Annotated in this window: 16 protein-coding genes; 4 read left to right on the top strand and 12 right to left on the bottom strand. The window is 62.4% G+C overall.

What is annotated here, in order from left to right; genetic code table 11:
• Positions 1 to 93 precede the first annotated feature (93 nt).
• From BT125_RS07355 to BT125_RS07345, 3 genes are read left to right on the top strand one after another with little or no spacing between them, the layout of a single operon-like run.
• Positions 94 to 2,217 carry a putative bifunctional diguanylate cyclase/phosphodiesterase gene (locus BT125_RS07355; RefSeq protein WP_072405860.1) on the top strand — a complete coding sequence of 708 codons (2,124 nt, stop codon included), beginning with the start codon at positions 94 to 96 and terminating at the stop codon, positions 2,215 to 2,217.
• Positions 2,218 to 2,259: 42 nt separating this feature from the next.
• Positions 2,260 to 2,763: a M48 metallopeptidase family protein gene (locus BT125_RS07350; protein WP_072405859.1), complete on the top strand. Its 504-nt coding sequence runs from the start codon at positions 2,260 to 2,262 to the stop codon at positions 2,761 to 2,763.
• 4 nt (positions 2,764 to 2,767) lie between these two features.
• Positions 2,768 to 3,064: a winged helix-turn-helix domain-containing protein gene (locus tag BT125_RS07345; RefSeq protein WP_072405858.1), complete on the top strand. Its 297-nt coding sequence runs from the start codon at positions 2,768 to 2,770 to the stop codon at positions 3,062 to 3,064.
• A gap of 126 nt (positions 3,065 to 3,190) precedes the next feature.
• Here the strand turns inward: BT125_RS07345 and BT125_RS07340 are convergent, their stop codons facing one another.
• The gene (locus BT125_RS07340; protein WP_072405857.1) at positions 3,191 to 3,643 is read right to left on the bottom strand and encodes a GNAT family N-acetyltransferase; all 453 of its coding nucleotides are present in this window, start codon (positions 3,641 to 3,643) and stop codon (positions 3,191 to 3,193) included.
• Positions 3,644 to 3,902: 259 nt separating this feature from the next.
• On the opposite strand from BT125_RS07340, the gene BT125_RS07335 reads away from it, so the two are divergent.
• Positions 3,903 to 4,640: a substrate-binding periplasmic protein gene (locus BT125_RS07335; protein WP_072405856.1), complete on the top strand. Its 738-nt coding sequence runs from the start codon at positions 3,903 to 3,905 to the stop codon at positions 4,638 to 4,640.
• Between the two features lie 121 nt (positions 4,641 to 4,761).
• Here the strand turns inward: BT125_RS07335 and yccS are convergent, their stop codons facing one another.
• The 11 genes from yccS to choW all read right to left on the bottom strand — a co-directional run bounded on the left by yccS (position 4,762) and on the right by choW (position 21,333).
• Entirely contained in the window at positions 4,762 to 6,945 is a 2,184-nt protein-coding gene (yccS, locus tag BT125_RS07330; RefSeq protein ID WP_072405855.1) for a YccS family putative transporter, read from the bottom strand.
• A 220-nt stretch (positions 6,946 to 7,165) separates the two neighbouring features.
• Positions 7,166 to 8,344, bottom strand: coding sequence for a BaiN/RdsA family NAD(P)/FAD-dependent oxidoreductase (locus BT125_RS07325; RefSeq protein WP_072405854.1), 1,179 nt, complete (start codon positions 8,342 to 8,344; stop codon positions 7,166 to 7,168).
• Positions 8,345 to 8,504: 160 nt separating this feature from the next.
• Positions 8,505 to 9,842: an ATP-dependent RNA helicase DbpA gene (gene dbpA / locus BT125_RS07320; RefSeq protein ID WP_230149652.1), complete on the bottom strand. Its 1,338-nt coding sequence runs from the start codon at positions 9,840 to 9,842 to the stop codon at positions 8,505 to 8,507.
• 306 nt (positions 9,843 to 10,148) lie between these two features.
• Positions 10,149 to 11,576 carry a multidrug transporter subunit MdtD gene (gene mdtD, locus BT125_RS07315; protein ID WP_072405853.1) on the bottom strand — a complete coding sequence of 476 codons (1,428 nt, stop codon included), beginning with the start codon at positions 11,574 to 11,576 and terminating at the stop codon, positions 10,149 to 10,151.
• Between the two features lie 201 nt (positions 11,577 to 11,777).
• A complete protein-coding gene (locus BT125_RS07310) occupies positions 11,778 to 13,115 on the bottom strand; it encodes a TldD/PmbA family protein (RefSeq protein WP_072405852.1) in 1,338 nt (445 codons plus the stop codon).
• Positions 13,115 to 14,557 carry a TldD/PmbA family protein gene (locus BT125_RS07305; protein ID WP_072405851.1) on the bottom strand — a complete coding sequence of 481 codons (1,443 nt, stop codon included), beginning with the start codon at positions 14,555 to 14,557 and terminating at the stop codon, positions 13,115 to 13,117. The genes BT125_RS07310 and BT125_RS07305 overlap by 1 nt, the downstream gene beginning before the upstream one ends.
• Positions 14,558 to 14,853: 296 nt before the next feature.
• Complete coding sequence (gene betA / locus BT125_RS07300) at positions 14,854 to 16,557, bottom strand: choline dehydrogenase (RefSeq protein WP_072405850.1); 1,704 nt, start codon at positions 16,555 to 16,557, stop codon at positions 14,854 to 14,856.
• Between the two features lie 218 nt (positions 16,558 to 16,775).
• Complete coding sequence (gene betB / locus BT125_RS07295; protein WP_072405849.1) at positions 16,776 to 18,248, bottom strand: betaine-aldehyde dehydrogenase; 1,473 nt, start codon at positions 18,246 to 18,248, stop codon at positions 16,776 to 16,778.
• Positions 18,249 to 18,327: 79 nt separating this feature from the next.
• Positions 18,328 to 18,948 carry a transcriptional regulator BetI gene (gene betI, locus BT125_RS07290; protein WP_072405848.1) on the bottom strand — a complete coding sequence of 207 codons (621 nt, stop codon included), beginning with the start codon at positions 18,946 to 18,948 and terminating at the stop codon, positions 18,328 to 18,330.
• Between the two features lie 364 nt (positions 18,949 to 19,312).
• Complete coding sequence (choV, locus tag BT125_RS07285; RefSeq protein ID WP_072405847.1) at positions 19,313 to 20,491, bottom strand: choline ABC transporter ATP-binding protein; 1,179 nt, start codon at positions 20,489 to 20,491, stop codon at positions 19,313 to 19,315.
• Positions 20,488 to 21,333 (bottom strand): choline ABC transporter permease subunit, encoded by an 846-nt coding sequence (gene choW / locus BT125_RS07280; RefSeq protein WP_014340605.1) that lies wholly within the window; start codon positions 21,331 to 21,333, stop codon positions 20,488 to 20,490. The genes choV and choW overlap by 4 nt, the downstream gene beginning before the upstream one ends.
• Positions 21,334 to 21,401 lie beyond the last annotated feature (68 nt).

The raw sequence follows: 21,401 nt of genomic DNA, 5'->3' as shown, positions 1-21,401 counted from the left end.
ACTGCTTTTCAAAATCCCGGTCTAGAGTGAGGGGACAGTATTTGTCCGCTTTGCTACGTAAAAACGGACGTGGCGCCCGATAAGAGAAGCAGCATGGAATGCGCGCAACCAACGCCCGGCGAAGACAGCTCTGTCCTTTTGATTGTTGATGACTACCCTGAAAACCTGCTCAGCATGAGGGCCTTGTTGCAACGGCAGGATTGGCGGGTGATGACTGCGTCCTCGGGGGTCGAGGCGCTTAACCTGCTGCTCGAACACGACATCGATCTGGTTCTGCTGGATGTGCAGATGCCCGACATGGACGGTTTCGAAGTGGCGCGGCTGATGCGCGGCAGCCAGCGCACGCGGCTCACGCCGATCATTTTCCTGACCGCCAACGAGCAATCCCAGGATGCGGTCATCAAGGGCTACGCCAGTGGCGCCGTGGATTACCTGTTCAAGCCCTTCGATCCGCAAATCCTCAAGCCCAAGGTCCAGGCATTGCTCGAGCACCAGCGCAATCGCCGGGCCTTGCAGCGCCTGAGTCAGGATCTCGAAGCGGCCAGGGCCTTCAATGCCTCGGTGCTGGACAACGCCGCCGAAGGCATCCTGGTGGTGGATGAGAATGGGTGTATCCGCTTCGCCAACCCGTCGACCTGCCGTTTACTCAATGCCACCGCCGACCAGTTGCAAGGAATGCCGTTCCTGGATTTCCTGCAGAAACCCCACATTCCCGAGTGGGTGGATTCCGATATCCATAACGCCTATCGGCGTGGTGAAACCTGGCGACTGCATGACGCGGTGCTGCGCACGGCACCCGGCCAGCAGGTGTCGGTGGCCTTGTCCTGCGCGCCGCTGCCCTTGGAGCAGAAGGCGATGGTGGTGACGCTCCAGGACATGTCCGTGGTTCGCCACTTGCACCAGCAGCTCGAATACCAGGCCGTCACGGACCCGCTGACCGGCTTGCTCAACCGCCGGGGCTTCTACCAGACCGCGGAAAACCTGTTGATGCGCAGCGAGCGGCTGGAAAGCAACTGGGTACTGCTGTACCTGGACCTCGATGGCTTCAAGCGGGTCAATGACTCGCTTGGGCACGACGCTGGGGACCGGGTTTTGCGCTGGGTGTCGGAGCAGTTGAAGGCATGCCTGCGCCCCTTCGATATCCTGGCGCGGCTGGGCGGGGACGAGTTCACGGCCCTGCTGGACCTGGAGTTTCCCGAGCAGGCGGCGAAGGTCGCGGAGAAACTCATCGAGCGCGTCGCGATCTGCCAGCAGATCGAAGGCATGGACGTGGCGCTCGGCGCCAGCATCGGTATCGCGACGTACCCGGACTGTGGTGCCAACCTTGATGGCTTGCTGCGGGCCTCCGACATCGCCATGTACGAAGCCAAGCGTGCCGGTCGCCAGCAATACCGTTTCTACGACCACGAAATGAACGGTCGAGCCCGTTCACGGCTGATGCTGGAAGAGAGCGTGCGCTCGGCCATCGAAAACCGCGATTTCAATATGGTCTACCAGCCCCAGGTGAGTATCGTCGACGGGCGGATCCGTGGGTTCGAGGCGCTGTTGCGCTGGCAGCATCCGAGCGTCGGTGATGTGCCGCCGGGCCTGTTCCTGCCGTTGCTGGAAGAGGCACGATTGATCAGTCGGCTGGGCAGTTGGATTTATCATCGCAGCGCGGCCCAGCGCAAAGTCTGGGAGCGCTTGTTCGCTGACGACCTGGTGTTGGGGGTAAGCCTGAGCAGCACTCAGTTCGGCATGCCGAACCTGGTGACCGAGTTGCGCCAGGTCCTGGAGCGTCACGCCTTGAAGCCTCGGCAGTTGGAGGTCGAGGTGACCGAGGATGCGCTGATGCGCAATCCCGATGAAACCCAAAAGCAACTGCGGTTGCTGCGCCAGCTCGGGGTGCGCGTGGCATTGGATGACTTCGGTTCGGGCCCGTGTTCGCTGACGCATTTGCGCGACCTTGAGCTCGATACCCTCAAGCTGGATCGGCACTTGATTGCCCGCTTGCCGGGGTCGCCCCGGGACGCCGCGTTGGCCGCCTCGGTCATCGACCTGTGTATGCAGTTGGGCTTGCGGGTCATCGCCGAAGGGGTGGAGACCCGCGAGCAGTATTTGTGGCTACACGCCCACGGCTGTGAATTCGTGCAGGGGTTCCTGGTGGCGCGACCGTTGATGGCCGAAGACACCAATGTCTTCGCCACGCCCTTCGACTGGAGCGCGGTGCAGGCCTGAATTCGCTACACTGGCGGCCTCTTGTGACTGTGTTGCCCGCCGATGACCGCGCTCAAATACCTCCAGGCCTACCCCGCTGCCTTGCAAGCCCAAGTGCAGCAATTGATCGCCCAGGGCCGCCTGGGCGATTACCTGCAACAGCGCTACCCGGGGCGGCATCCGATCCAGAGCGACAAGGCCCTGTACGGTTATGCGCTGGACCTCAAGCAGCAATACCTGCGAAACGCGCCGGCCATCGACAAAGTGTTGTTCGACAGTCGCCTGGACCTGACCCACCGCGCCCTCGGCCTGCACACCGCGGTATCACGGGTGCAGGGCGGCAAGCTCAAGGCCAAGAAGGAAATCCGTATCGCGGCGCTGTTCAAGGACGCGGCGCCCGAGTTCCTGGAGATGATCGTGGTACACGAGCTGGCGCACTTCAAGGAGTCGGACCACAACAAGGCCTTCTACCAGCTCTGCGAACACATGTTGCCGGGTTATCACCAGTTGGAATTCGACCTGCGGGTGTACCTGACCTGGCGTGACCTGCAACCTCACAAGGACTGACCGGATGGACGTGAGCAAGACCAAGACCAGTTTCTACCGCCGCCTGTACGTGGCTTACCTGATCGACAGCGGCCTGGCCAGCAACGTCCCCACGCTCACCGAAGCCACCGGTATGCCCAGGCGCACGGCCCAGGACACCATCGCCGCGCTGGCTGACTTGGACATTGTGTGTGAGTTCGAGCAGGAGGACGGCGCGCGCAACCATGCCGGGCATTATCGGATTCGCGACTGGGGTGCGATTGACCGGGGGTGGATCGAGGGGAATCTGCCGCGGATCAAGGCGGTGCTCGAATACCCCTGATTGTAGGGTGGTGTTTGGGCTGGCCCTATCGCGAGCGAGCTCGCTCCCACGTCGATCTTCGGTGAACACGCGATTGATGTACGACCCGGATCCACTGTGGGAGCGAGCTTGCTCGCGATGCCGTCATCAAGGCCGATGCATACCGATGTGTGGAATCCCATCCTCCAGGTATTCCACCCCCACCGTTTCAAACCCGTACCGCCCGTAGTACCCCTGCAGATGCGCCTGGGCCGACAATGAGATCGATGTGCCCGGCCAATGTTTCTCGGCCTGCTTGAGCGCTTGTTCCATCAGCGTGTGGCCCAATCCCTGGCCGCGTGCCTGGGGGGCGATGATCACGCGCCCGATCACTACGTCGCTGTTCTGCGAGTGTGGGTCGAGCAGGCGCAGGTAGGCCACCAAATGATTGTCGTGCCAGGCCATCAGGTGGCAGGTATCGCCCTCCAGATCCAGTCCGTCGACGTCCGGATAGGCGCAGTTCTGCTCGACGACGAACACGTCGGAGCGCAATTTGAGGATGGCATACAGCTGTTCCTTGCTCAGGTCACTGTGATGTTTGCAGACCCACTCGATATCCATTTTTGAATTTCCTGAAGAACCTGCTGCCGATATTAAGCGTGGTTGGCTCGGAAGTCTCTTGCTCGCGCGACAGGAAAATCTGTGACAAAGACCAAAATGCCATCATTCCTTTGTCGCGGTGCTGTCGTCTTTGTGTAATCTTCGTGACAGCCCTGCGCCGCGGTTCCAATGAGCTAATGTTAGGACCGGGTGTCTGAGGATGCCTGTTGAGTTTCGGCTAAAAACAAACCGGGCTTTGAACCCGTCAAGGACGTTTGGCATGCCGCGATTGCATCGAGCTCTTGCATTGATCGGATTGCTGTTGCTGAGCTACGAGGCTTGCGCGCAGAAGTTGCGCCTGGTCGCCGATGCCTGGCCGCCCTTTACCGATTCCACCTTGATAAATGGTGGCCTGGCGACCGATATCGTCAGCACCGCCCTGGCGCGGGCCGGCTATGCCACGGACTTCGAACAGGTGCCCTGGGCCCGGGCGATGCTGGGCATCGGCGAGGGCCGCTATGACGTGCTGATCAATGCCTGGTACAGCGAGGAGCGCACTCATATAGGCCGGTTCTCGGCCGAGTATCTGCTCAACCGTGTGCGTTTCATCAAGCGCAAGGGCGAGGCGATCCAGTTCGACAGCCTGCAACAACTGCGTGCCTATCCCATCGCTGTCGTGCGCGGTTATGCTTATTCCAAGGACTTCGATGAAGACCCGCAGATGCAGAAAGTCCCGGTGCATAACTTCGCCATGGCGGTGCGCATGCTGGCTGCCGACCGCGTGAAGTTGACCCTGGAAGACGAGTTCGTCGCCCGTTATTACCTGGCCCGCGAATCGCCCAAGGTGCGCAGCGCCGTGGAGTTCCTGCCCAAACCCTTGAGCGAAAACAGCCTGCACATCCTGGTCAGCCTGAAGAACCCGGAGCATGAGCAGATCGTGGCCGGGTTCGATCGGGAGATCGCGGCGATGAAGGCGGATGGGAGTTATGAGCGATTGCTCAAGCAACATGGGATGTGAGCTCAAGGGTTGAGTTGCCTGGACTGGCCTCTTCGCGAGCAAGCCCGCTCCCACAGGAGTACGCATTCCAAATGTGGGAGCGGGCTTGCTCGCGAAGAGGCCGGCCCATTCACCACAACTCTCAAGTCGCGCTGGTGTCCTTGATCAGATGCGCGGCCAAGGTCCGCAACGGCCCCAACTGTCGACAGATCAACCCCAGTTGCGTCTGCACCAGACGCTGTCCTTCGTCGATCTCATCGGGCATCTGCTCAAGCTCGCTGGCCAGGGCTTCCTCCTCGTCGCTCTGGATCGCGATCGGCTGTTTACTCGCCAAGCCCTGGGCGATTTCGTCGATGCTCGCTGCCAGTTTCACGCCGGCACCGTCGATCAACTGTTCGCGCACTTCCGTCGGCAGTTCGGTGCCCCGGTGGGCGCCCAGGCCCGACAGGTAACTGAGCAGGGTGTGGGACAGCACCAGGAAACGGAACCCCACATCGGCTTCCTTACGGAAATGCCCCGGCTCCATCAGCATGTTGGCCAGCGTGGTGGACAGCGCGGCATCGGCGTTGTGGGCGTTGCGTCGGGCCAGGCGGTAGGCCAGGTCGTCACTTTTGCCAGCGGCGTATTGCTGCATGATCTGGCGCAGGTAAATGCTGTTGCAGGTCAGCGTGTTGGCCAGCACCTTGTTCAGCCGCCGACCTTGCCAGTCGGGCAGGAACAGGAACACCGCCAGCCCGGCGATCAGGCTGCCGAGCAAGGTATCGAACAGCCGCGGCAGCAGCAGACCATAGCCGTCGCCCACCTGGTTGAAGCAGAACAGCACCATGATGGTGATCGCCGCCGTCGCCAGGGTGTAGCGGGTGGTGCGGTTGGTAAAGAACACCACCCCGGCGGCGATGGCGAAGCACGACTGCACCAGCGGATTGGGAAACAGGTCGAACAACGCCCAGGCCACCGTCAGGCCGATGGCGGTGCCGATGATCCGCTGGCCGAGCTTGCGTCGGGTGGCGCCGTAGTTGGGCTGGCACACGAACAGCGTGGTAAGGATGATCCAATAGCCCTGGGACGGGTGGATCATGTGCACCACGGCGTAACCCACGCTCAAAGCCAGGGGCAAGCGCAAGGCATGGCGGAACAGCAGCGAGGTGGGCGTGAGCTGGGTGCGCAAGCGCAGCCAGACATCCTTGAGGTTGCGCGGCGAACGGTCCAGCAGGCTGCTGTCGGTGGCGTCGGCCAGGGCGTCGGGGTTGCTCGCGTCGCTGAGCAGGCGGTCCATGGTGCCCAGGTTCGCCGCCAGCGCCCGTAACGAGCGCAGCAAGCCACGCCAGGCCGGGTTGCTCTGGATGCGCAGGTGCTCAAGGGACGCGTGCAGGTCGTTGAGGGCCTCGGCGAAGGTGTCGTCGTAGACGAACGGCTGGCGCAGTTGGATCGACTCGGCCAGTGCCTGGCAGGCCTTGCCTTGCTGGCGCAGCAGGCGCTGGCAGCGGAACAGCACGTCGCTGTGGAAGAAAGCTTCGGCTAGGGCGTTGTAGGGATAGTGGGAGGAACTCGCGCGTTCGTGGATGTCCTGGGCCAGAAAGTACAGCTTCAGGTAGCGACTGACCTTCGAGCCCGGCCGGCCGTTGCCCACGCGGTGCAGGATGATTTCCTTCGCGCTGTTGAGCGCGGCGACCACTCGGCCATTCTGCTGGGCCAGTTCCAGGCGACGGGCCTCGACGTCCAGTTGGCGGATCGGCTCGAGGAGCGACGATTTGAGTTTAAGGTATCGTCCCAACTCGCGGAACAGCCGCGCCAGGCTTTGCTGCACCGGTTGGTTGGAAAACAGCGCATGCCATAGCACCGAGAGCAGGCCGTACCACGCGGCACCGGCCACCAACAGCAGCGGCTCATGCCAGAAATCGGTGACCGCGCCGCCGCGCTGGTCCACGCCGATCATGGTGTAGACCGAAAGAATCAAGGTGGCAGAGGCAATCGCGCCATAACGTTCGCCCAGGGCCCCGAGCATGGTCAGGCCGAAGCTCGCCAGGGCCAGGGCGATGATGAACAGCACGGGATACGGGAACAGCAACTCCACCGACAGCGCCGCGATGGTGAAGCACACCAGCGTTACGGCCAGCGCGTTGAGACGGCCCTGCCAACTGTCGTCGGTCTCGGCCAGGGCACTGGCGATGATGCCCAGGAAGAGGGGAATCAGCAGCGCCATCTCGTCGAGATACCAGCACAGCCCCATGCTGCCGGTCAGGGCGATGAACACCCGCACGCTATAACTGAACTTATCCAACGCCCAAAGGCGACGCAAAGACTGGCTAAACGAGTTCGATGACATGAAGTGCACGGGCCTGACGGGCAATGACGCTAAATTGAGGCAGTAATGACGCCGACGCAATGGCGGCGATCACATCCGGCAGCAAAAAGTGTTCCGGGATGCACCGCCGACCTACTGTGGGAGCGGGCTTGCTCGCGAATACGGTATGTCAGTCAGCATCGAATTGATTGACTCACCGCATTCGCGAGCAAGCCCGCTCCCACATTCGATGTGTGTTGTGTCAGACGTACTGCGCAGCCGCATAACCCGAAGCCCAGGCCCACTGAAAATTGAACCCGCCCAGGTGTCCGGTGACGTCCAGCACTTCGCCGATGAAATACAGGCCAGGGCTTTTCAGCGATTCCATGGTTTTGGACGAGACTTCCCGGGTGTCGACGCCGCCCAGGGTGACTTCGGCGGTGCGGTAGCCTTCGGTGCCGGCCGGGACGACGTTCCAGCTCGCCAGTTTCTCGGCGATGTCCGCCAGCTCCCCGTGGGTGTACTGCTTCATGGGTTTGGAGACGAACCAGGTGTCGGCCAGCAGGTTGGCCATCTTCTTGGTGAACAGCTCGCCCAGCAGGGTCTTGAGTTCGCTGTTGGGGCGCTCGGCCTGTTGCTGTTGCAGCCATTGCGGCACATCGTGGTCCGGCAGCAGGTTGATCTGCACCGTGTCTCCCGACTCCCAGAACGAGGAAATCTGCAGGATCGCCGGGCCGCTCAGGCCACGGTGGGTGAACAGGATGTTCTCGCGAAAGCTCTGGTCGTTGCAGCTCACCAGGCAATCCACCGAGGTGCCCGACAGTTCGGTGCACAAGGCCTTGAGCTGATCGGTGATGGTGAACGGCACCAGCCCGGCGCGGGTCGGCAGCAGTGCATGGCCAAACTGTTTCGCCACCTGATAACCGAAGCCGGTCGCTCCGAGTGTTGGGATCGACAGCCCGCCCGTAGCGATCACCAGGGATTGGCAGGCGAGGGCGCCGAGGGTGGTTTGCAGCAGGTAGCCGCTGTCGGTTTTTTCGATCTGGGTGATCGACGTGTCGAGGTGCAGGCTGACGCCGGTCTGGTCGCATTCATCCAGCAGCAGGCCCAGGATGTCGCTGGACTTGTTATCGCAGAACAACTGGCCGAGCTTTTTCTCGTGATAGGGCACGCCGTGCTTGGCCACCAGTGCGATGAAGTCCCACTGGGTGTAGCGGGCCAGGGCCGACTTGCAGAAGTGCGGGTTCTGCGACAGGAAGTTGCCCGGCTCGGTGTACATGTTGGTGAAATTGCAGCGCCCACCACCGGACATGAGAATCTTCTTGCCGGCCTTGTTGGCGTGGTCCAGCAGCATCACCTGCCGCCCGCGCGCGGCCGCGGTCAGCGCACACATCAACCCCGCGGCGCCAGCGCCAATGATCACGACTTCGGTAGAGCGCAAAACGGTGTCCTCACACAAATTTTAATTTCACCGATAAAACCATGTGGGAGCGGGCTTGCTCGCGAATGCGGTGTATCAGCCAACATTGAATGGACTGACACACCGCATTCGCGAGCAAGCCCGCTCCCACATAGGGATCTTCATCGGGTTGCAGATCGCTTTACAGGATCCGCACCCGCAACGAGCGGCCCTTGATCTTGCCATCGTTCAGGCGTTGCAGGGCCTGCTTGGCGATGCCGCGTTCCACGGCCACATAGGCCTGGAAATCGAAGATCGCGATCTTGCCGACCTGGGCGCCGGGAATGCCGGCCTCGCCGGTCAGGGCGCCGAGGATGTCGCCGGGGCGGACCTTGTCTTTGCGCCCGGCGCCGATGCACAGGGTGCTCATGGCCGGCAGCAGCGGGCCGCCGCCTTGGGGCTTGAGGTTGTCCAGTTGGTCCCAGCTCAGGGGCGACTTCTGCAGTTGCTCGATGGCCTGGGCGCGGTGGGCTTCGGACGGCGCCACCAGGCTGATGGCGATGCCTTTCTCTCCGGCGCGACCGGTGCGGCCGACGCGGTGGATATGAATTTCCGAGTCCCGGGCCAGTTCGACGTTGATCACCATGTCCAGGGCATCGATGTCCAGGCCGCGGGCCGCCACGTCAGTAGCCACCAGCACCGAGGTGCTGCGGTTGGCGAACATTGCCAGCACCTGGTCGCGGTCGCGCTGTTCCAGGTCGCCGTGCAGGCCAACGGCAGAAATGCCCTTGGACGTCAGGTGATCGACGGTTTCCTGGACCTGCTGCTTGGTGAAGCAGAACGCCACGCAGGAGGCCGGGCGGAAATGCGCCAGCACCTTGACCACCGCGTCCATGCGCTCCTCGGGGGAAATCTCATAGAAGCGCTGCTCGATCTGCGCGTCGGAGTGAAACGCCTCGGCCTTCACTTGCTGCGGGTTGCGCATGAACTTGGACGACAGTTGCTTGATGCCCACCGGGTAGGTGGCGGAGAACAGCAGCGTCTGGCGGCGTTCCGGGGTCTGCTGGATGATGTCTTCGATGGCGTCGTAGAAGCCCATGTCGAGCATGCGGTCGGCTTCGTCGAGGATCAGGGTGTTGAGGCCGTCGAGCACCAGCGAACCCTTGCGCAGGTGCTGTTGGATGCGCCCTGGTGTGCCGACGATGATGTGGGCGCCGTGTTCGAGGGAGGCGATCTGCGGGCCGAAGGACACGCCGCCGCACAGGGTCAGGACCTTGATGTTGTCTTCGGCGCGGGCCAGGCGACGGATTTCCTTGGCGACCTGGTCAGCCAGCTCGCGGGTCGGGCACATCACCAGTGCCTGGCAGCCGAAGAAACGTGGGTTGATCGGGTTCAGCAGGCCGATGCCGAAGGCGGCAGTCTTGCCGCTGCCGGTCTTGGCCTGGGCGATCAGGTCCATGCCCTTGAGGATCACCGGCAAGCTTTGCGCCTGGATCGGCGTCATCTGGGCATAACCGAGTGATTCGAGGTTAGCCAGCATGGCGGCGGACAGCGGCAAAGTATTAAAAGCGGTGGCAATGGTGGTCACGGGACTGGCCTGCAAAACAAAATGTCGCGCAGTGTAGCAGCCTCGTGCCACTTTCTTCGAAAGTTCTGGACGAGCGTGGTGTGGCCCCCGTGGCGAGGGAGCTTGCTCCCGCTCGGCTGCGCAGCAGTCGTAACCCAGGCGACGCGATATTTCAGGTACACCGTGTTGACCGATTTTGGGGGCGCTTCACACCCCAGCGGGAGCAAGCTCCTTCGCCACAAGAGCCAGCATGCCCAGACAGCGTTCCAAGCGCCTGGTTTAATGCTCGATATGCTCATCGGGACGCTTCTGCCGCCGGCCATCCTGCTTGGACAACTGGGAAAAAATCGTCGCCGCCAGCATCGCCATGATCCCTACCGTCACGAATGTCAGCTGGAACGCGCCGAGCACGGTGTCGACCCCGTCGTTGCCCACCTGGGCGGTAAAGCCACCGAGCAGGGCGCCGGCGCAGGCCACGCCCAGGCTCAGAGACAGTTGCGCTACCACCGACAATAGGCTGTTGCCGCTGCTGGCGCTGGCGTCGTCCAGGTCGATCAGGGTCACGGTGTTCATCGCGGTGAATTGCAGCGAGTTGATCGCCCCCAGCACCGCCAGTTGCGCTAGCAACAGCCAGTACGGTGTCTGTTCGCTGACCAGGCCCATGCTCGCCAGCATCACGCCCAGGGCCACGGTATTGCCGGTCAGGACGATGCGATAACCCAGGCGTTCGATCAGCGGTCGGGCCACGGACTTGGCGACCATGGCCGCTGCCGCCAGGGGCAGCATGCTCATGCCGGCCTGGGACGGTGAATAGCCGAGGGCGACTTGCAGCAGCAACGGCACCAGGAACGGCAATGCGCCGCTGCCCAGGCGCGCGAACAGGTTGCCGAGGATGCCCACTGCGAAGGTGCGGGTCTTGAACAACGACGGCGGGAACAGCGCGTTCTCGATATGCCCGGCCCGCAGCCAGTAGGCCGCCAGGCAGGCCATGCCGCCGAACAGCAGCAGCATTACCCGCAGGTGTGGCAGGTGCAGTTCGCCCAGGCCCTCCATGGCGACGGTGATCAGCACCATCGCCGCGCCGAACAGCAGGAACCCCAGGCCATCGAACCGGGTGCGTTCGCTGCCGCGCAGGTCGGGGATGAATTTCCACACCGCGTAACAGCCGATCACGCCCACCGGCAGGTTGATGATGAAGATCCAGTGCCAGGTCAGGTACTCCACCATCCAGCCGCCCATGGTCGGCCCGATCAGTGGGCCGAGCAGGCCGGGGATGGTGATGAAGCCCATGATCCGCACCAGTTCCGAGCGCGGATAAGCCCGCAGCACCACCAGCCTGCCCACCGGCAGCATCAGCGCACCGCCCAGGCCCTGGATGACCCGGGCGCCGATCAGCATGCTCAACGAATTGGACAGGGCGCACAGCAGCGAGCCGAAGCTGAACAGCAGGATCGCCCCGAAGAAGATCTTCTTGGTGCCGAAGCGGTCGGCGATCCAGCCCGAGGCCGGGATCAGCAGCGCCACGGTGAGCATGTAGGCGATGATCACGCCCTGCATGCGCAGCGGGTTTTCCGCCAAGTCACTGGCCATGGCGGGCAGGGCGGTGTTGAGGATCGTCCCGTCCAGGGACTGCATGAAGAAGGCGATCGCCACGACCCATGGAAGCCAGCGGGCAGTGACGGCGTCGAGCGGAGCGCGGTTGGGCATGGGGCCTCTTGTATGGCGTGTTGATCAGGAACAGGTGCCGCTGTTGTGGCGAGGGAGCTTGCTCCCGCTGGGTTGCGAAGCAACCCTAAAACCAGGCTCCGCGGTGTTTCAGATGCGTTGGGTCAGCAGGGTTTTGCGACTGCTGTGCAGTCGAGCGGGAGCAAGCTCCCTCGCCACGGGGTACTCGGCCAAATTCGGTTATTACAGCGTCAAGGTCAACCGCTTCACCAGCGCTCCCGGCAATAGCATCGAGGCCGTGGCTCGCTGGCTGTAGGTGCTGGCCGAGAGCAGAAGTTCCCGCTCTCGGGTCAGGCTTTCCAGTTGTGAGCCGAGCAGGCTGTAGACGCTGTCGTCGAAACGCATGGTATTGACCGGCGCCTGGATCTGGCCGTTCTCGACCCAGAACGTGGCGAAGCGGGTCATGCCGGTCAGGCGCGCCGCCGGCTGGTCCGAATAGTTCAAGTACCAGAGGTTGCTGATGTACAGCCCGGTGCCGAGTGCTTCGAGGATGTGTTTTTGCTCCAATTGTCCGCCCCGCATGTCCAGCGCCGTCGGGTATTCGTAGCTGCTGGCGCCGTTGGCCGCGAGGCCGTATTCGGCGGCGCTGCGCGAGTTGACCAGTCGCGCATTGGCCGTGCCCTTGGCGATCAGTCCCAAGTCATCGCGGGGATAACCTTCGTCGGAAAACGCCGGGCTCAAGGAGCCGCTGACCTGCTCCGTCAGCCACACGTTGGGGCTGAAGTGGGCTTCGCCAGCGTAGAATTTCTGCAGTGGGCTTTGCTTGCTGGCGATTGCACGGGCCGAGAATCCGCCCCAACTGAGCATGCCCATGATCTCTTCCAGCGCGGCCGGCGCCAGGTAGGCGCGATATTCGCCTGGCGGCAACGTGCGCAGCGGGCGGCCGAGAAACTCCAGTTGCTCGCGGGCCTGTTCGAAGCGCCGGGCAAATCCGTCACTGCTCCATTCATGTCCGGCGTAGCTGGCTTTCACCGCCTGGCCATTGCCATGGAACAGGCTGAAATCGAAGTTGAAGCTGTTGGCCTGATGCCAGCCAAACGCCCCCGAAGAACTGGCGAAACCACGGCTGATGGGCCCAGCGGCGTAAAACCCCACCAGGTCCAGGCCTTCGGCGGCGCGGGTGATTTCGGTAACGGCCTGTTCCGTCTCGGGCAATGGATGGTCCTGCACATTGTTGCTCTGCCAGGGGGCGGGGTTGAGCAGCAGGTAAGGATCGGCGGGCAGCAGCGGCAAGGTTTCGCGCAGTTGTTGCAGCCCTTGGGCCAGGCGTTGCAGGTCGGTCTCGTGGTCGCCGGACAAGGTGATCTGCAGGTCGGCGTGGCGCCCGTCGTCGATCAATTTGAAACTGACATTGGCCTGCTGCACCTGTCCTGCCTGGCGGACCTTGCCGTGGTTGAAACGCACGAAGGCCGAGGACTCGGCGGCATAGCCGAGGGTGAACTGTTCGGATTCAAGCAACGCATCGCGCAGCCAGTCGACCAGCGCCTTGAACGCTCCGGCCTGATTATTGACGCTGCTCATCAGGCATCTCCCCCAAACACATCAACATTGCTGAACACACAGGCTGGCGACGCATGGCCGACGCGGATGACCTGGTTCGGTTCGCCCTTGCCACAGTTCGGCGTGCCCAGAACCTGGAGGGTACTGGCATCGCCCACGGCGCGCAGGCTCTTCCAGAATTGCGCGGAAATACCCCGGTAGTTGGGGTTCTTCACCACGCCCTTGAGCTCGCCGTTCTCGATCAACTGGCCCCACTCGCAGCCGAACTGGAATTTGTTGCGGGCGTCGTCGATGGACCAGGAGCGGTTGGTGCGCATCAGCACGCCACGCTCGATGCCCTGGACCAGTTGTTCCAGGGATTGGTCGCCGGGCTCGATGTTCAGGTTCGCCATGCGGTCGATGGGCGGGCGGTTCCAACCGCAGGCGCGGCTGTTGGCGACACCGTCCAGGCCCGTGCGAAACTGCGACAGTGCCCCGCCCAGTGGCCGCAGCAGCCGACCTTCACGAATCAGGAATTGTTTACTGGCGGCTGTACCGTCGTCGTCATGGCTGTAGCTCGCCAGTTCCTCGGGAATATTCGGATCGAACGTCACGTTCAACAGGTTGGAGCCGTATTGCAGGTGTCCGAAGTCGCTGGCCTTGACGAAGCTGGTGCCGGCGTAATTGCGTTCGTCCCCCAGGATGCGGTCCAGTTCCAACGGATGGCCGATGGACTCATGGATCTGCAGCATCATCTGGTCGGGCATCAGCAGCAGGTCGCGGGGGCCTTGCGGGGTGTTCGGCGCCATCAGCAACTGCAGGGCCTGGTCGGCGATTTTCGGCCCGGCACCGATCAGGCCGCAGCGGCTGATCACATCGAAGCCGCCCTGCTGGCCGAAATTTTCCCGGCCCAGGGTACGAGTCTGGCTGTCGTGGCCGTCGAAGGCGGTGACATCCAGGGCTGGGTAGATGAAGCGTTGGGCCTGGCGCAGTTCGGCGCCGGCACTGTTGAGGTAGATCTGCTCGACCTGGGCCAGGCCGATGCTGGCCTGCCAGTTCACCAGGCGCTCGTCCTGGGGCACTGCGGCCGATTCGTCGCCGAGCAATTGGTAGCAGTCGCTCAGGGGCGGGAAGGTCTGGTCGAAATGCGGCGAGAAGTAATCGGCGCGGTCGCTGGAAACCGCTTGTTCGCGCAAATCCAGCAAGGCATGGGGCTTGAGCCGTCGGGCCTGTTGCTCGGCCCGATCCAGTGCCGCTTGCAGACCGGCCTGGGACAGGTCGTTGGTGGCGGCATACGCCTCGACACCGTTGACCCGCGCGGTGAGCATCGCACCTTCATCACGGTTCAGGCTGGGCGGTTCGGCGACGTTCTTGCGCACCGACAGATGCTGGCCGGATTCGCGCACGTAACGCAGGGAAAAGAATTCAGCACCCGTGCGCAAGGCAGCAAAACGCTCCTTGAGCCGGGGGTGGAAGTCGAACATGAAACCTCCTTGTCTGGAGTGGCGATGCAGCGAGGTGCGGTGCATTGACGCTGTGGCTCTAGAGTAGGCCTGGGGCGGGGGAGGGATCAAGGTAGGAGGGAATACTGAGGTTGTCAGGGCGGACGCTATCGCGAGCAAGCTCGCTCCCACACTGGATCTTCGGCGACCGCGGAATCCGTGCCGGCCGTCGTGCCTTTGTGGGAGCGGGCTTGCCCGCGAAGACAGCGGTACATCCGACATTGATGCAAGCCGATGCACCGCTATCGCGAGCAAGCTCGCGATGGCGGTCCTGAGTCTTACTGAGCCATTGGCCCCACTTCCCGCATCGGCTTGCCTCGCACTGGCGCGTCGCCGGCGACGTAGTACGGGGCGGTGCTGCGTGGCAGGGGCTTGCGGCCGCGGATCTTGTCGGCGATTTTCTCGGCGATCATGATCGTCGGCGCGTTCAGGTTGCCGGTGGTGATGATCGGCATGATCGAGGCATCCACCACGCGCAGCCCTTGCATGCCATGCACGCGGCCTTCGCCGTCCACCACGGCCATGTCGTCGGTGCCCATCTTGCACGAGCAGGACGGGTGGAACGCGGTTTCGGCGTGTTCGCGGATGAACTGGTCCAGTTGCGCGTCCGTCTGCACCTCGATGCCCGGGCTGATCTCGCGACCCCGGAACGGGTCGAGTGCCGGTTGCTGCATGATCTCGCGGGTCAGGCGGATGCCGTCGCGAAATTCCTGCCAGTCCTGTTCGGTGGCCATGTAGTTGAACAGAATGCTCGGATGCTGGCGCGGGTCCTTGGACTTGGCCTGGATCCGGCCGCGGCTTGGCGAGCGCATGGAGCCCATGTGCGCCTGGAAACCATGTTCCTTCACGCCGTTGCTGCCGTTGTAGTTAATCGCCACCGGCAGGAAGTGATATTGGATGTTCGGCCAATCGAATTCCGGGCGGGTGCGGATGAAGCCGCCGGCCTCGAACTGGTTGCTGGCGCCGATACCGGTGCCGTTGAACAGCCATTCGGCCCCGATGGCCGGCTGGTTGTACCAGAGCAGCGACGGGTACAGCGAGACCGGTTGGGTGCAGGCGTATTGCAGGTACAACTCGAGGTGATCCTGCAGGTTTTCGCCGACCCCCGGCAGGTCGTGGACCACCGGGATGTCGAGGCTTTCCAGCAATTGGGCCGGGCCGACGCCGGAGCGTTGCAGGATCTGTGGCGAGGCGATGGCGCCGGAGCACAGCAGCACTTCCTTGCGCGCCCTGGCCTCGACGCGCTCTTCAGCCGCGCCTACCAGGTAACGCACGCCGACCGCGCGTTTGCCTTCGAAGATGATCTTGTCGGTCAGGGCGTGGGTGACGATGGTCAGGGTCGAGCGCTTCTTGGCGATGTCCAGGTAACCGCGCGCGGTGCTGGCCCGACGGCCGTTGGGCGTGACGGTACGGTCCATCGGGCCGAAACCTTCCTGCTGGTAGCCGTTGAGGTCTTCGGTACGCGGGTAACCGGCTTGCACACCGGCCTCGACCATGGCGTGGAACAACGGGTTGTTGCCGGCCTTGGGCGTGGTCACGCTCACGGGGCCGTCGCCGCCGTGGTAGTCGTTCGGGCCGATGTCTCGGGTCTCGGCTTTTCTGAAGTAGGGCAGGCAGTCCAGGTACGTCCAGTCTTCGAGGCCAGGCAGTTTTGCCCAGTTGTCATAGTCCAGGGCGTTGCCACGGATGTAGCACATGCCATTGATCAGCGAAGAACCGCCCAGGCCCTTGCCGCGACCGCATTCCATGCGGCGGCCGTTCATGTGCGGCTCCGGGTCGGTCTCATAGGCCCAGTTATAGCGCCGGCCTTGCAGCGGGAACGCCAGGGCGGCGGGCATTTGCGTGCGGAAATCCAGGCGATAGTCCGGGCCGCCGGCTTCGAGCAGCAGGACGGTGACGCCCTCGTCTTCGGTCAGGCGGGTGGCCAGCGTGTTACCAGCCGAGCCGGCACCGATGATGATGTAATCGAATTCTTGGGACATGAAATGCACCCTCTTTTTGAATTGGGTTCAGGTCGCGGTTGCCGAGTGCCCTTGTGGCGAGGGAGCTTGCTCCCGCTCGGCTGCGCAGCAGTCGCATGCAGAGCGACCGTGTTCTGTCTGGATGACCTGTGGGGCTGGTTTGGGGCTGCTTCGCAGCCCAGCGGGAGCAAGCTCCCTCGCCACAAAAGCCTCAGCCCGGCCCCAGGTCTGGGGTCAGATCAGAACACCGACGCGTAATCGCCCAGTTCGACCTGCACCGACTTGATGCGGGTGAAGTTGTTCAGCGAACTGATGCCGTTCTCACGGCCCACGCCCGATTGCTTGTAGCCGCCGACCGGCATCTTGGCGTCGGACTCGCCCCAGGCGTTGATCCAGCAGATACCGGCTTCCAACTGGTGGATGATGCGGTGGGCGCGGTTCAGGTCGCGGGTCACGACGCCAGCGGCCAGGCCGAAGTCGGTGTCGTTGGCCCGGCGAACCACTTCTTCTTCGGTGTCATAGGTGAGGATGCTCATCACTGGGCCGAAGATTTCCTCGCGCACGATGGTCATCTCGTCGGTGCAGTCGGTGAACACGGTCGGGGCGACGAATGCGCCCTTGGCGAATTCGCCGTCGGTCAGACGACCGCCGCCGCACAGCAGGCGTGCACCTTCGGCCTTGCCTTTCTCGATGTAGCCCAACACGCTTTCCATGTGGGCGAAGCTCACCAGCGGGCCGAAGTTGGTGTTTTCGTCCTCTGGATTGCCGATACGGATGCGCGCCACGCGCTCGGCGATCTTGGCTTCGAAGGCCGCCTTGAGGTGGCTCGGTACGAACACGCGGGTGCCGTTGGTGCAAACTTGGCCGGAGCTGTAGAAGTTGGCCATCATCGCAGTGTCTGCAGCGCGATCCAGGTCGGCATCGTCGCAGATGATCAACGGCGACTTGCCACCCAGCTCCATGGTCACCTCCTTGAGCGAAGAGCTCGAAGCGCTGGCCATGACTTTCTTGCCAGTGTCGGTGCCGCCGGTGAAGGAGACTTTCTCGATGCGCGGGTGCTCGGTCAGCCAGGTGCCGACTTCACGACCGCTGCCGGTCAGGACGTTGAAGACGCCTGGCGGAACGCCGGCTTCGGTATAGATCTCGGCCAGTTTCAAGGTGGTCAGCGAGGTGACTTCGCTCGGTTTGAAGATCATCGCGTTACCGGCTGCCAGGGCCGGTGCGGATTTCCACAGGGCGATCTGGATCGGGTAGTTCCACGCGCCGATACCAGCCACTACGCCCAGGGGTTCGCGACGGGTGTAGACGAAAGACGTGTCGCGCAGTGGGATCTGCTCGCCTTCGATAGCGGGCACCAGGCCGGCATAGTATTCCAGCACGTCGGCGCCGGTGACGATGTCGACGTAGCGGGTTTCGGAGTAGGCCTTGCCGGTGTCCAGGGTTTCCAGGGCGGCCAGTTCATCGTTGCGCTCGCGCAGGATGTCCACGGCGCGGCGCAGGATGCGCGAGCGCTGCATGGCGGTCATGGCGGCCCAGACTTTCTGGCCCTTTTCGGCGCTGACCACGGCGCGCTCGACGTCCTCGAACGTTGCGCGCTGCACCAGGGCGAGTACTTCACCGTTGGCCGGGTTGATGGCTTCGAAAGTGGCGTCGCCGCTGGCATCGCTGTACGCGCCATCGATGTAGAGTTTTTGCAGTTCGAAACGGGCCATAAAGTCCTCGCAAGTGCATGAGTGGTTGGCTGGCCACCGAGCGTGTCGTTTATAGCTGACTACGCGCTGCGGTGGGGGTTCAGGAGTCGAGCGGTTCTGTGTGCTCTGGCGCCCCTGCCTTGGCCAGTTGGAAATCCATGTATTCGTAAGCGATCTGGTGCGCCTGGGCGGTATCGAACGCGTCTCCCGACAGCGCTCCGCGCAGCCACAATCCGTCAATCAGCGCGGCCAGGCCCCGTGCCGCGCTGCGTGCCTGATCAACGGGCAACACGCGGCGGAACTGGCAACACAGGTTGGAATACAGACGGTGATCGTTGATCCGCTGCAACCTGTGCAAAGACGGGTGGTGCATGCTGGTGGCCCAGAAGGCCAGCCAGGTTTTCATTGCCGGGCCATTGACCTGGCTGGCGTCGAAGTTGCCTTCGATGATCACCTTGAGGTGAGCCCGCGGGCTGGTGTCCTCCAGCGCCTGGCGGCGTGCGGTGACGTTTTCGCTCAGGACACTCATCAGGTACTGGGCCGTGGCCGCGATCAGGCCGTTCTTGTCCTGAAAGTAATGACTGATGATGCCGTTGGAGACACCCGCCAAACGAGCGATCAGCGCAATGCTGGCGTCCCCCATGCCGACCTGATCGACCGCTTGCAACGTGGCTGCGATCAATTGTTGGCGGCGGATGGGTTGCATACCGACCTTGGGCATCTAGCACATCTCCTTAGGCCTGCAGGCGGACGAATACAATCCGTCATGGCGAGGGCCAGTCTATTTTGTTTTGATTGAACGTTCAATCAACAAAAACAAAGTTCTATGACAAGTCGTCGCTGTTTGTCGGGATCTCCACGTGTGAAAACCCGCAGTACAGGGGCGAGGACTTTTTGGGATGTCTTTATAACACTCGTCGGTTGGTGTGAAGGCCTGACGCCGATTGATAGCTGGAATACTGTTGTGGAGGGGGGATAAATCCCCTCGCCACAGTTGTTTGCATTTCAGGTCAAGCTAGTCAGCAGTCAGCACGGCACAAACAAAAACGCCGCGATCATCTCGCGGCGTTTTTGTTTGCGTGGGCTTAGCCCAGGTTCTTGCCAAGCAGGGCGTGGTACAGCTCGCTGTCGCCCAGGATCCCGACGACTTTCTGGTTATCGTGGAGCACCAGTTTGTTGCCGGTCTGGTAGCGGATCTGCAACGCGTCGCGCATGCCGATGTTGGAATCCACCAGGGTCGGACGGCGGCCCAGGTCTTCCACTGATTGGCCCGGTGCCCAGTTTTGCAGGTCCAGGGCCGCGCCGTTCTGCCGGGCACCCTTGATGGTGTTGCCTTCGGCCAGGTCGAGCCAGGAGTCGCCACCCGGATCCAGGCAGACCGAACCGTTGATGCGCTTGCAGTTGTCCAGGGTGCGCATCAGGCTGCGACCGCAGAGCACGTTGAGTGGGTTGGTGTGGGCGACGAAGGTGCGCACATAGTCGTCCGCCGGGTTCAGCACGATCTCTTCCGGCTTGCTGTACTGGATGATCTTGCCGTCTTTCATGATGGCGATCCGCGTGCCCAGTTTCAGGGCTTCGTCCAGGTCATGGCTGACGAACACAATGGTCTTTTGCAGTTTGCGTTGCAGTTCCAACAGTTCGTCCTGCAAACCCTGGCGGATCAGCGGGTCGAGGGCCGAAAACGGTTCGTCCATCAGCAGGATGTCGGCGTCCATCGCCAGGGCGCGGGCCAGACCGACCCGTTGCTGCATACCGCCGGACAGTTCGTCGGGTTTCTTGTTTCGCCACTGGGTCAGGCCCACCAGCTCGAGTTTTTCATCCACCAGCTTGCGCCGTTCTTTCTCGGGACGGCCCTGCATTTCCAGACCGAAGCTGATGTTCTCGCGCACCGTCAGCCAAGGCATCAGAGCGAACTTCTGGAACACCATGGCGATGCGCTTGGTGCGCATCATCTTCAATTCGGCGGGGGAGCAGGAGGCGATGTCGATCTGCCGTCCTTCATGCTCGACGAACAACTTGCCGCGACTGACGGTGTTCAGCCCGTTGATGCAGCGCAGCAGGCTGGATTTGCCTGAGCCGGAGAGGCCCATCAAGACGCAGATCTCACCCTTCTCGATGGATAGGCTGGCTTTTTCCACGCCGACGATCAGGCCGGTCTGCTGCAGGATCTCGGGGCGCGAAAAACCCTTGTCCAGCAGGTCCAGCGCGGCCTTGGGGCGGTTGGAGAAAATAACATCGACGTCTTCGAAACGAATGATGCTCATGCGTCACCCCCTACTTTAGCGTCGGGTTGTTTGCAGATTCGGTCGAGCATGATTGCCAGCAATACGATCGCCAGGCCGGCTTCGAAGCCCAGGGCGATATCAGCGGTGTTCAGTGCGTTGACCACGGGTTTGCCCAGGCCATCGGCACCCACCAGCGCGGCGATCACCACCATCGACAACGACAGCATGATGCACTGGGTGATACCGGCCGCGATGCTTGGCATCGCATGGGGCAGTTCGATACGCGACAGGAGTTGGCGGCGGGAGCAGCCGAAGGCTTTACCGGCGTCCATCAGTTCGTCCGGAACGTCGCGGATGCCCAGGTAGGTCAGGCGGATGGGCGCGGCAATCGCGAACACCACCGTGGAGATCAGGCCCGGGACCACACCCAGACCGAAAAGGGTCAGGGTAGGAATGAGGTAGACGAAGGTCGGTACGGTCTGCATCAGATCGAGTACCGGCCGCATCATTGTGTAGAACATCGGCTTGTGCGCGGCAACAATGCCCAGCGGCACGCCGATCAGCACGCAGACCAGGGTCGCGAACAGCACCTGGGCGAGGGTTTCCATGGTTTCTTGCCAGTAACCCAGGTTGAGGATCAGCAGGAAGGACGCGATGACAAATACGGTCAGGCCCCATTTGCGCTGGATGAAGTGCGCCAATAGCGCGATGAGGCCGATCAGGGCCAGGGGGTTGAACCAGGTCAGCGCAAACGTCACGCCGTGAATCATCGTTTCCAGAAACAGCGCGATTGCGTCGAATGTGTTGGCGCCGTTTTGCGTCAACCATTCGACAAAGCCCGCGATGTACTGGCCCAAAGGTATTTTCTGATCAATAAGCATGGTAGTGAACGTCCGCATGCAAGGGAATAAACAGCCCGGGCGAGCGAACTCGCCCGGCATAACATAAG

The sequence above is a fragment of the Pseudomonas sp. NFACC04-2 genome (assembly GCF_900119265.1).
GTDB lineage: Bacteria > Pseudomonadota > Gammaproteobacteria > Pseudomonadales > Pseudomonadaceae > Aquipseudomonas > Aquipseudomonas fluorescens_AA.
This window is presented reverse-complemented; position numbering and strand designations above follow the sequence as displayed.

Coding starts and splice junctions, on each gene's coding strand:
- dbpA (WP_230149652.1), bottom strand. CDS start 9,842: ATGCTGGCTAACCTCGAATCACTCGGTTATGCCCAGATGACGCCGATC.
- betB (WP_072405849.1), bottom strand. CDS start 18,248: ATGGCCCGTTTCGAACTGCAAAAACTCTACATCGATGGCGCGTACAGC.
- BT125_RS07350 (WP_072405859.1), top strand. CDS start 2,260: ATGACCGCGCTCAAATACCTCCAGGCCTACCCCGCTGCCTTGCAAGCC.
- BT125_RS07355 (WP_072405860.1), top strand. CDS start 94: ATGGAATGCGCGCAACCAACGCCCGGCGAAGACAGCTCTGTCCTTTTG.
- choV (WP_072405847.1), bottom strand. CDS start 20,491: ATGAGCATCATTCGTTTCGAAGACGTCGATGTTATTTTCTCCAACCGC.
- BT125_RS07335 (WP_072405856.1), top strand. CDS start 3,903: ATGCCGCGATTGCATCGAGCTCTTGCATTGATCGGATTGCTGTTGCTG.
- BT125_RS07340 (WP_072405857.1), bottom strand. CDS start 3,643: ATGGATATCGAGTGGGTCTGCAAACATCACAGTGACCTGAGCAAGGAA.
- betA (WP_072405850.1), bottom strand. CDS start 16,557: ATGTCCCAAGAATTCGATTACATCATCATCGGTGCCGGCTCGGCTGGT.
- BT125_RS07310 (WP_072405852.1), bottom strand. CDS start 13,115: ATGAGCAGCGTCAATAATCAGGCCGGAGCGTTCAAGGCGCTGGTCGAC.
- mdtD (WP_072405853.1), bottom strand. CDS start 11,576: ATGCCCAACCGCGCTCCGCTCGACGCCGTCACTGCCCGCTGGCTTCCA.
- BT125_RS07345 (WP_072405858.1), top strand. CDS start 2,768: ATGGACGTGAGCAAGACCAAGACCAGTTTCTACCGCCGCCTGTACGTG.
- yccS (WP_072405855.1), bottom strand. CDS start 6,945: ATGTCATCGAACTCGTTTAGCCAGTCTTTGCGTCGCCTTTGGGCGTTG.
- betI (WP_072405848.1), bottom strand. CDS start 18,948: ATGCCCAAGGTCGGTATGCAACCCATCCGCCGCCAACAATTGATCGCA.
- choW (WP_014340605.1), bottom strand. CDS start 21,333: ATGCTTATTGATCAGAAAATACCTTTGGGCCAGTACATCGCGGGCTTT.
- BT125_RS07305 (WP_072405851.1), bottom strand. CDS start 14,557: ATGTTCGACTTCCACCCCCGGCTCAAGGAGCGTTTTGCTGCCTTGCGC.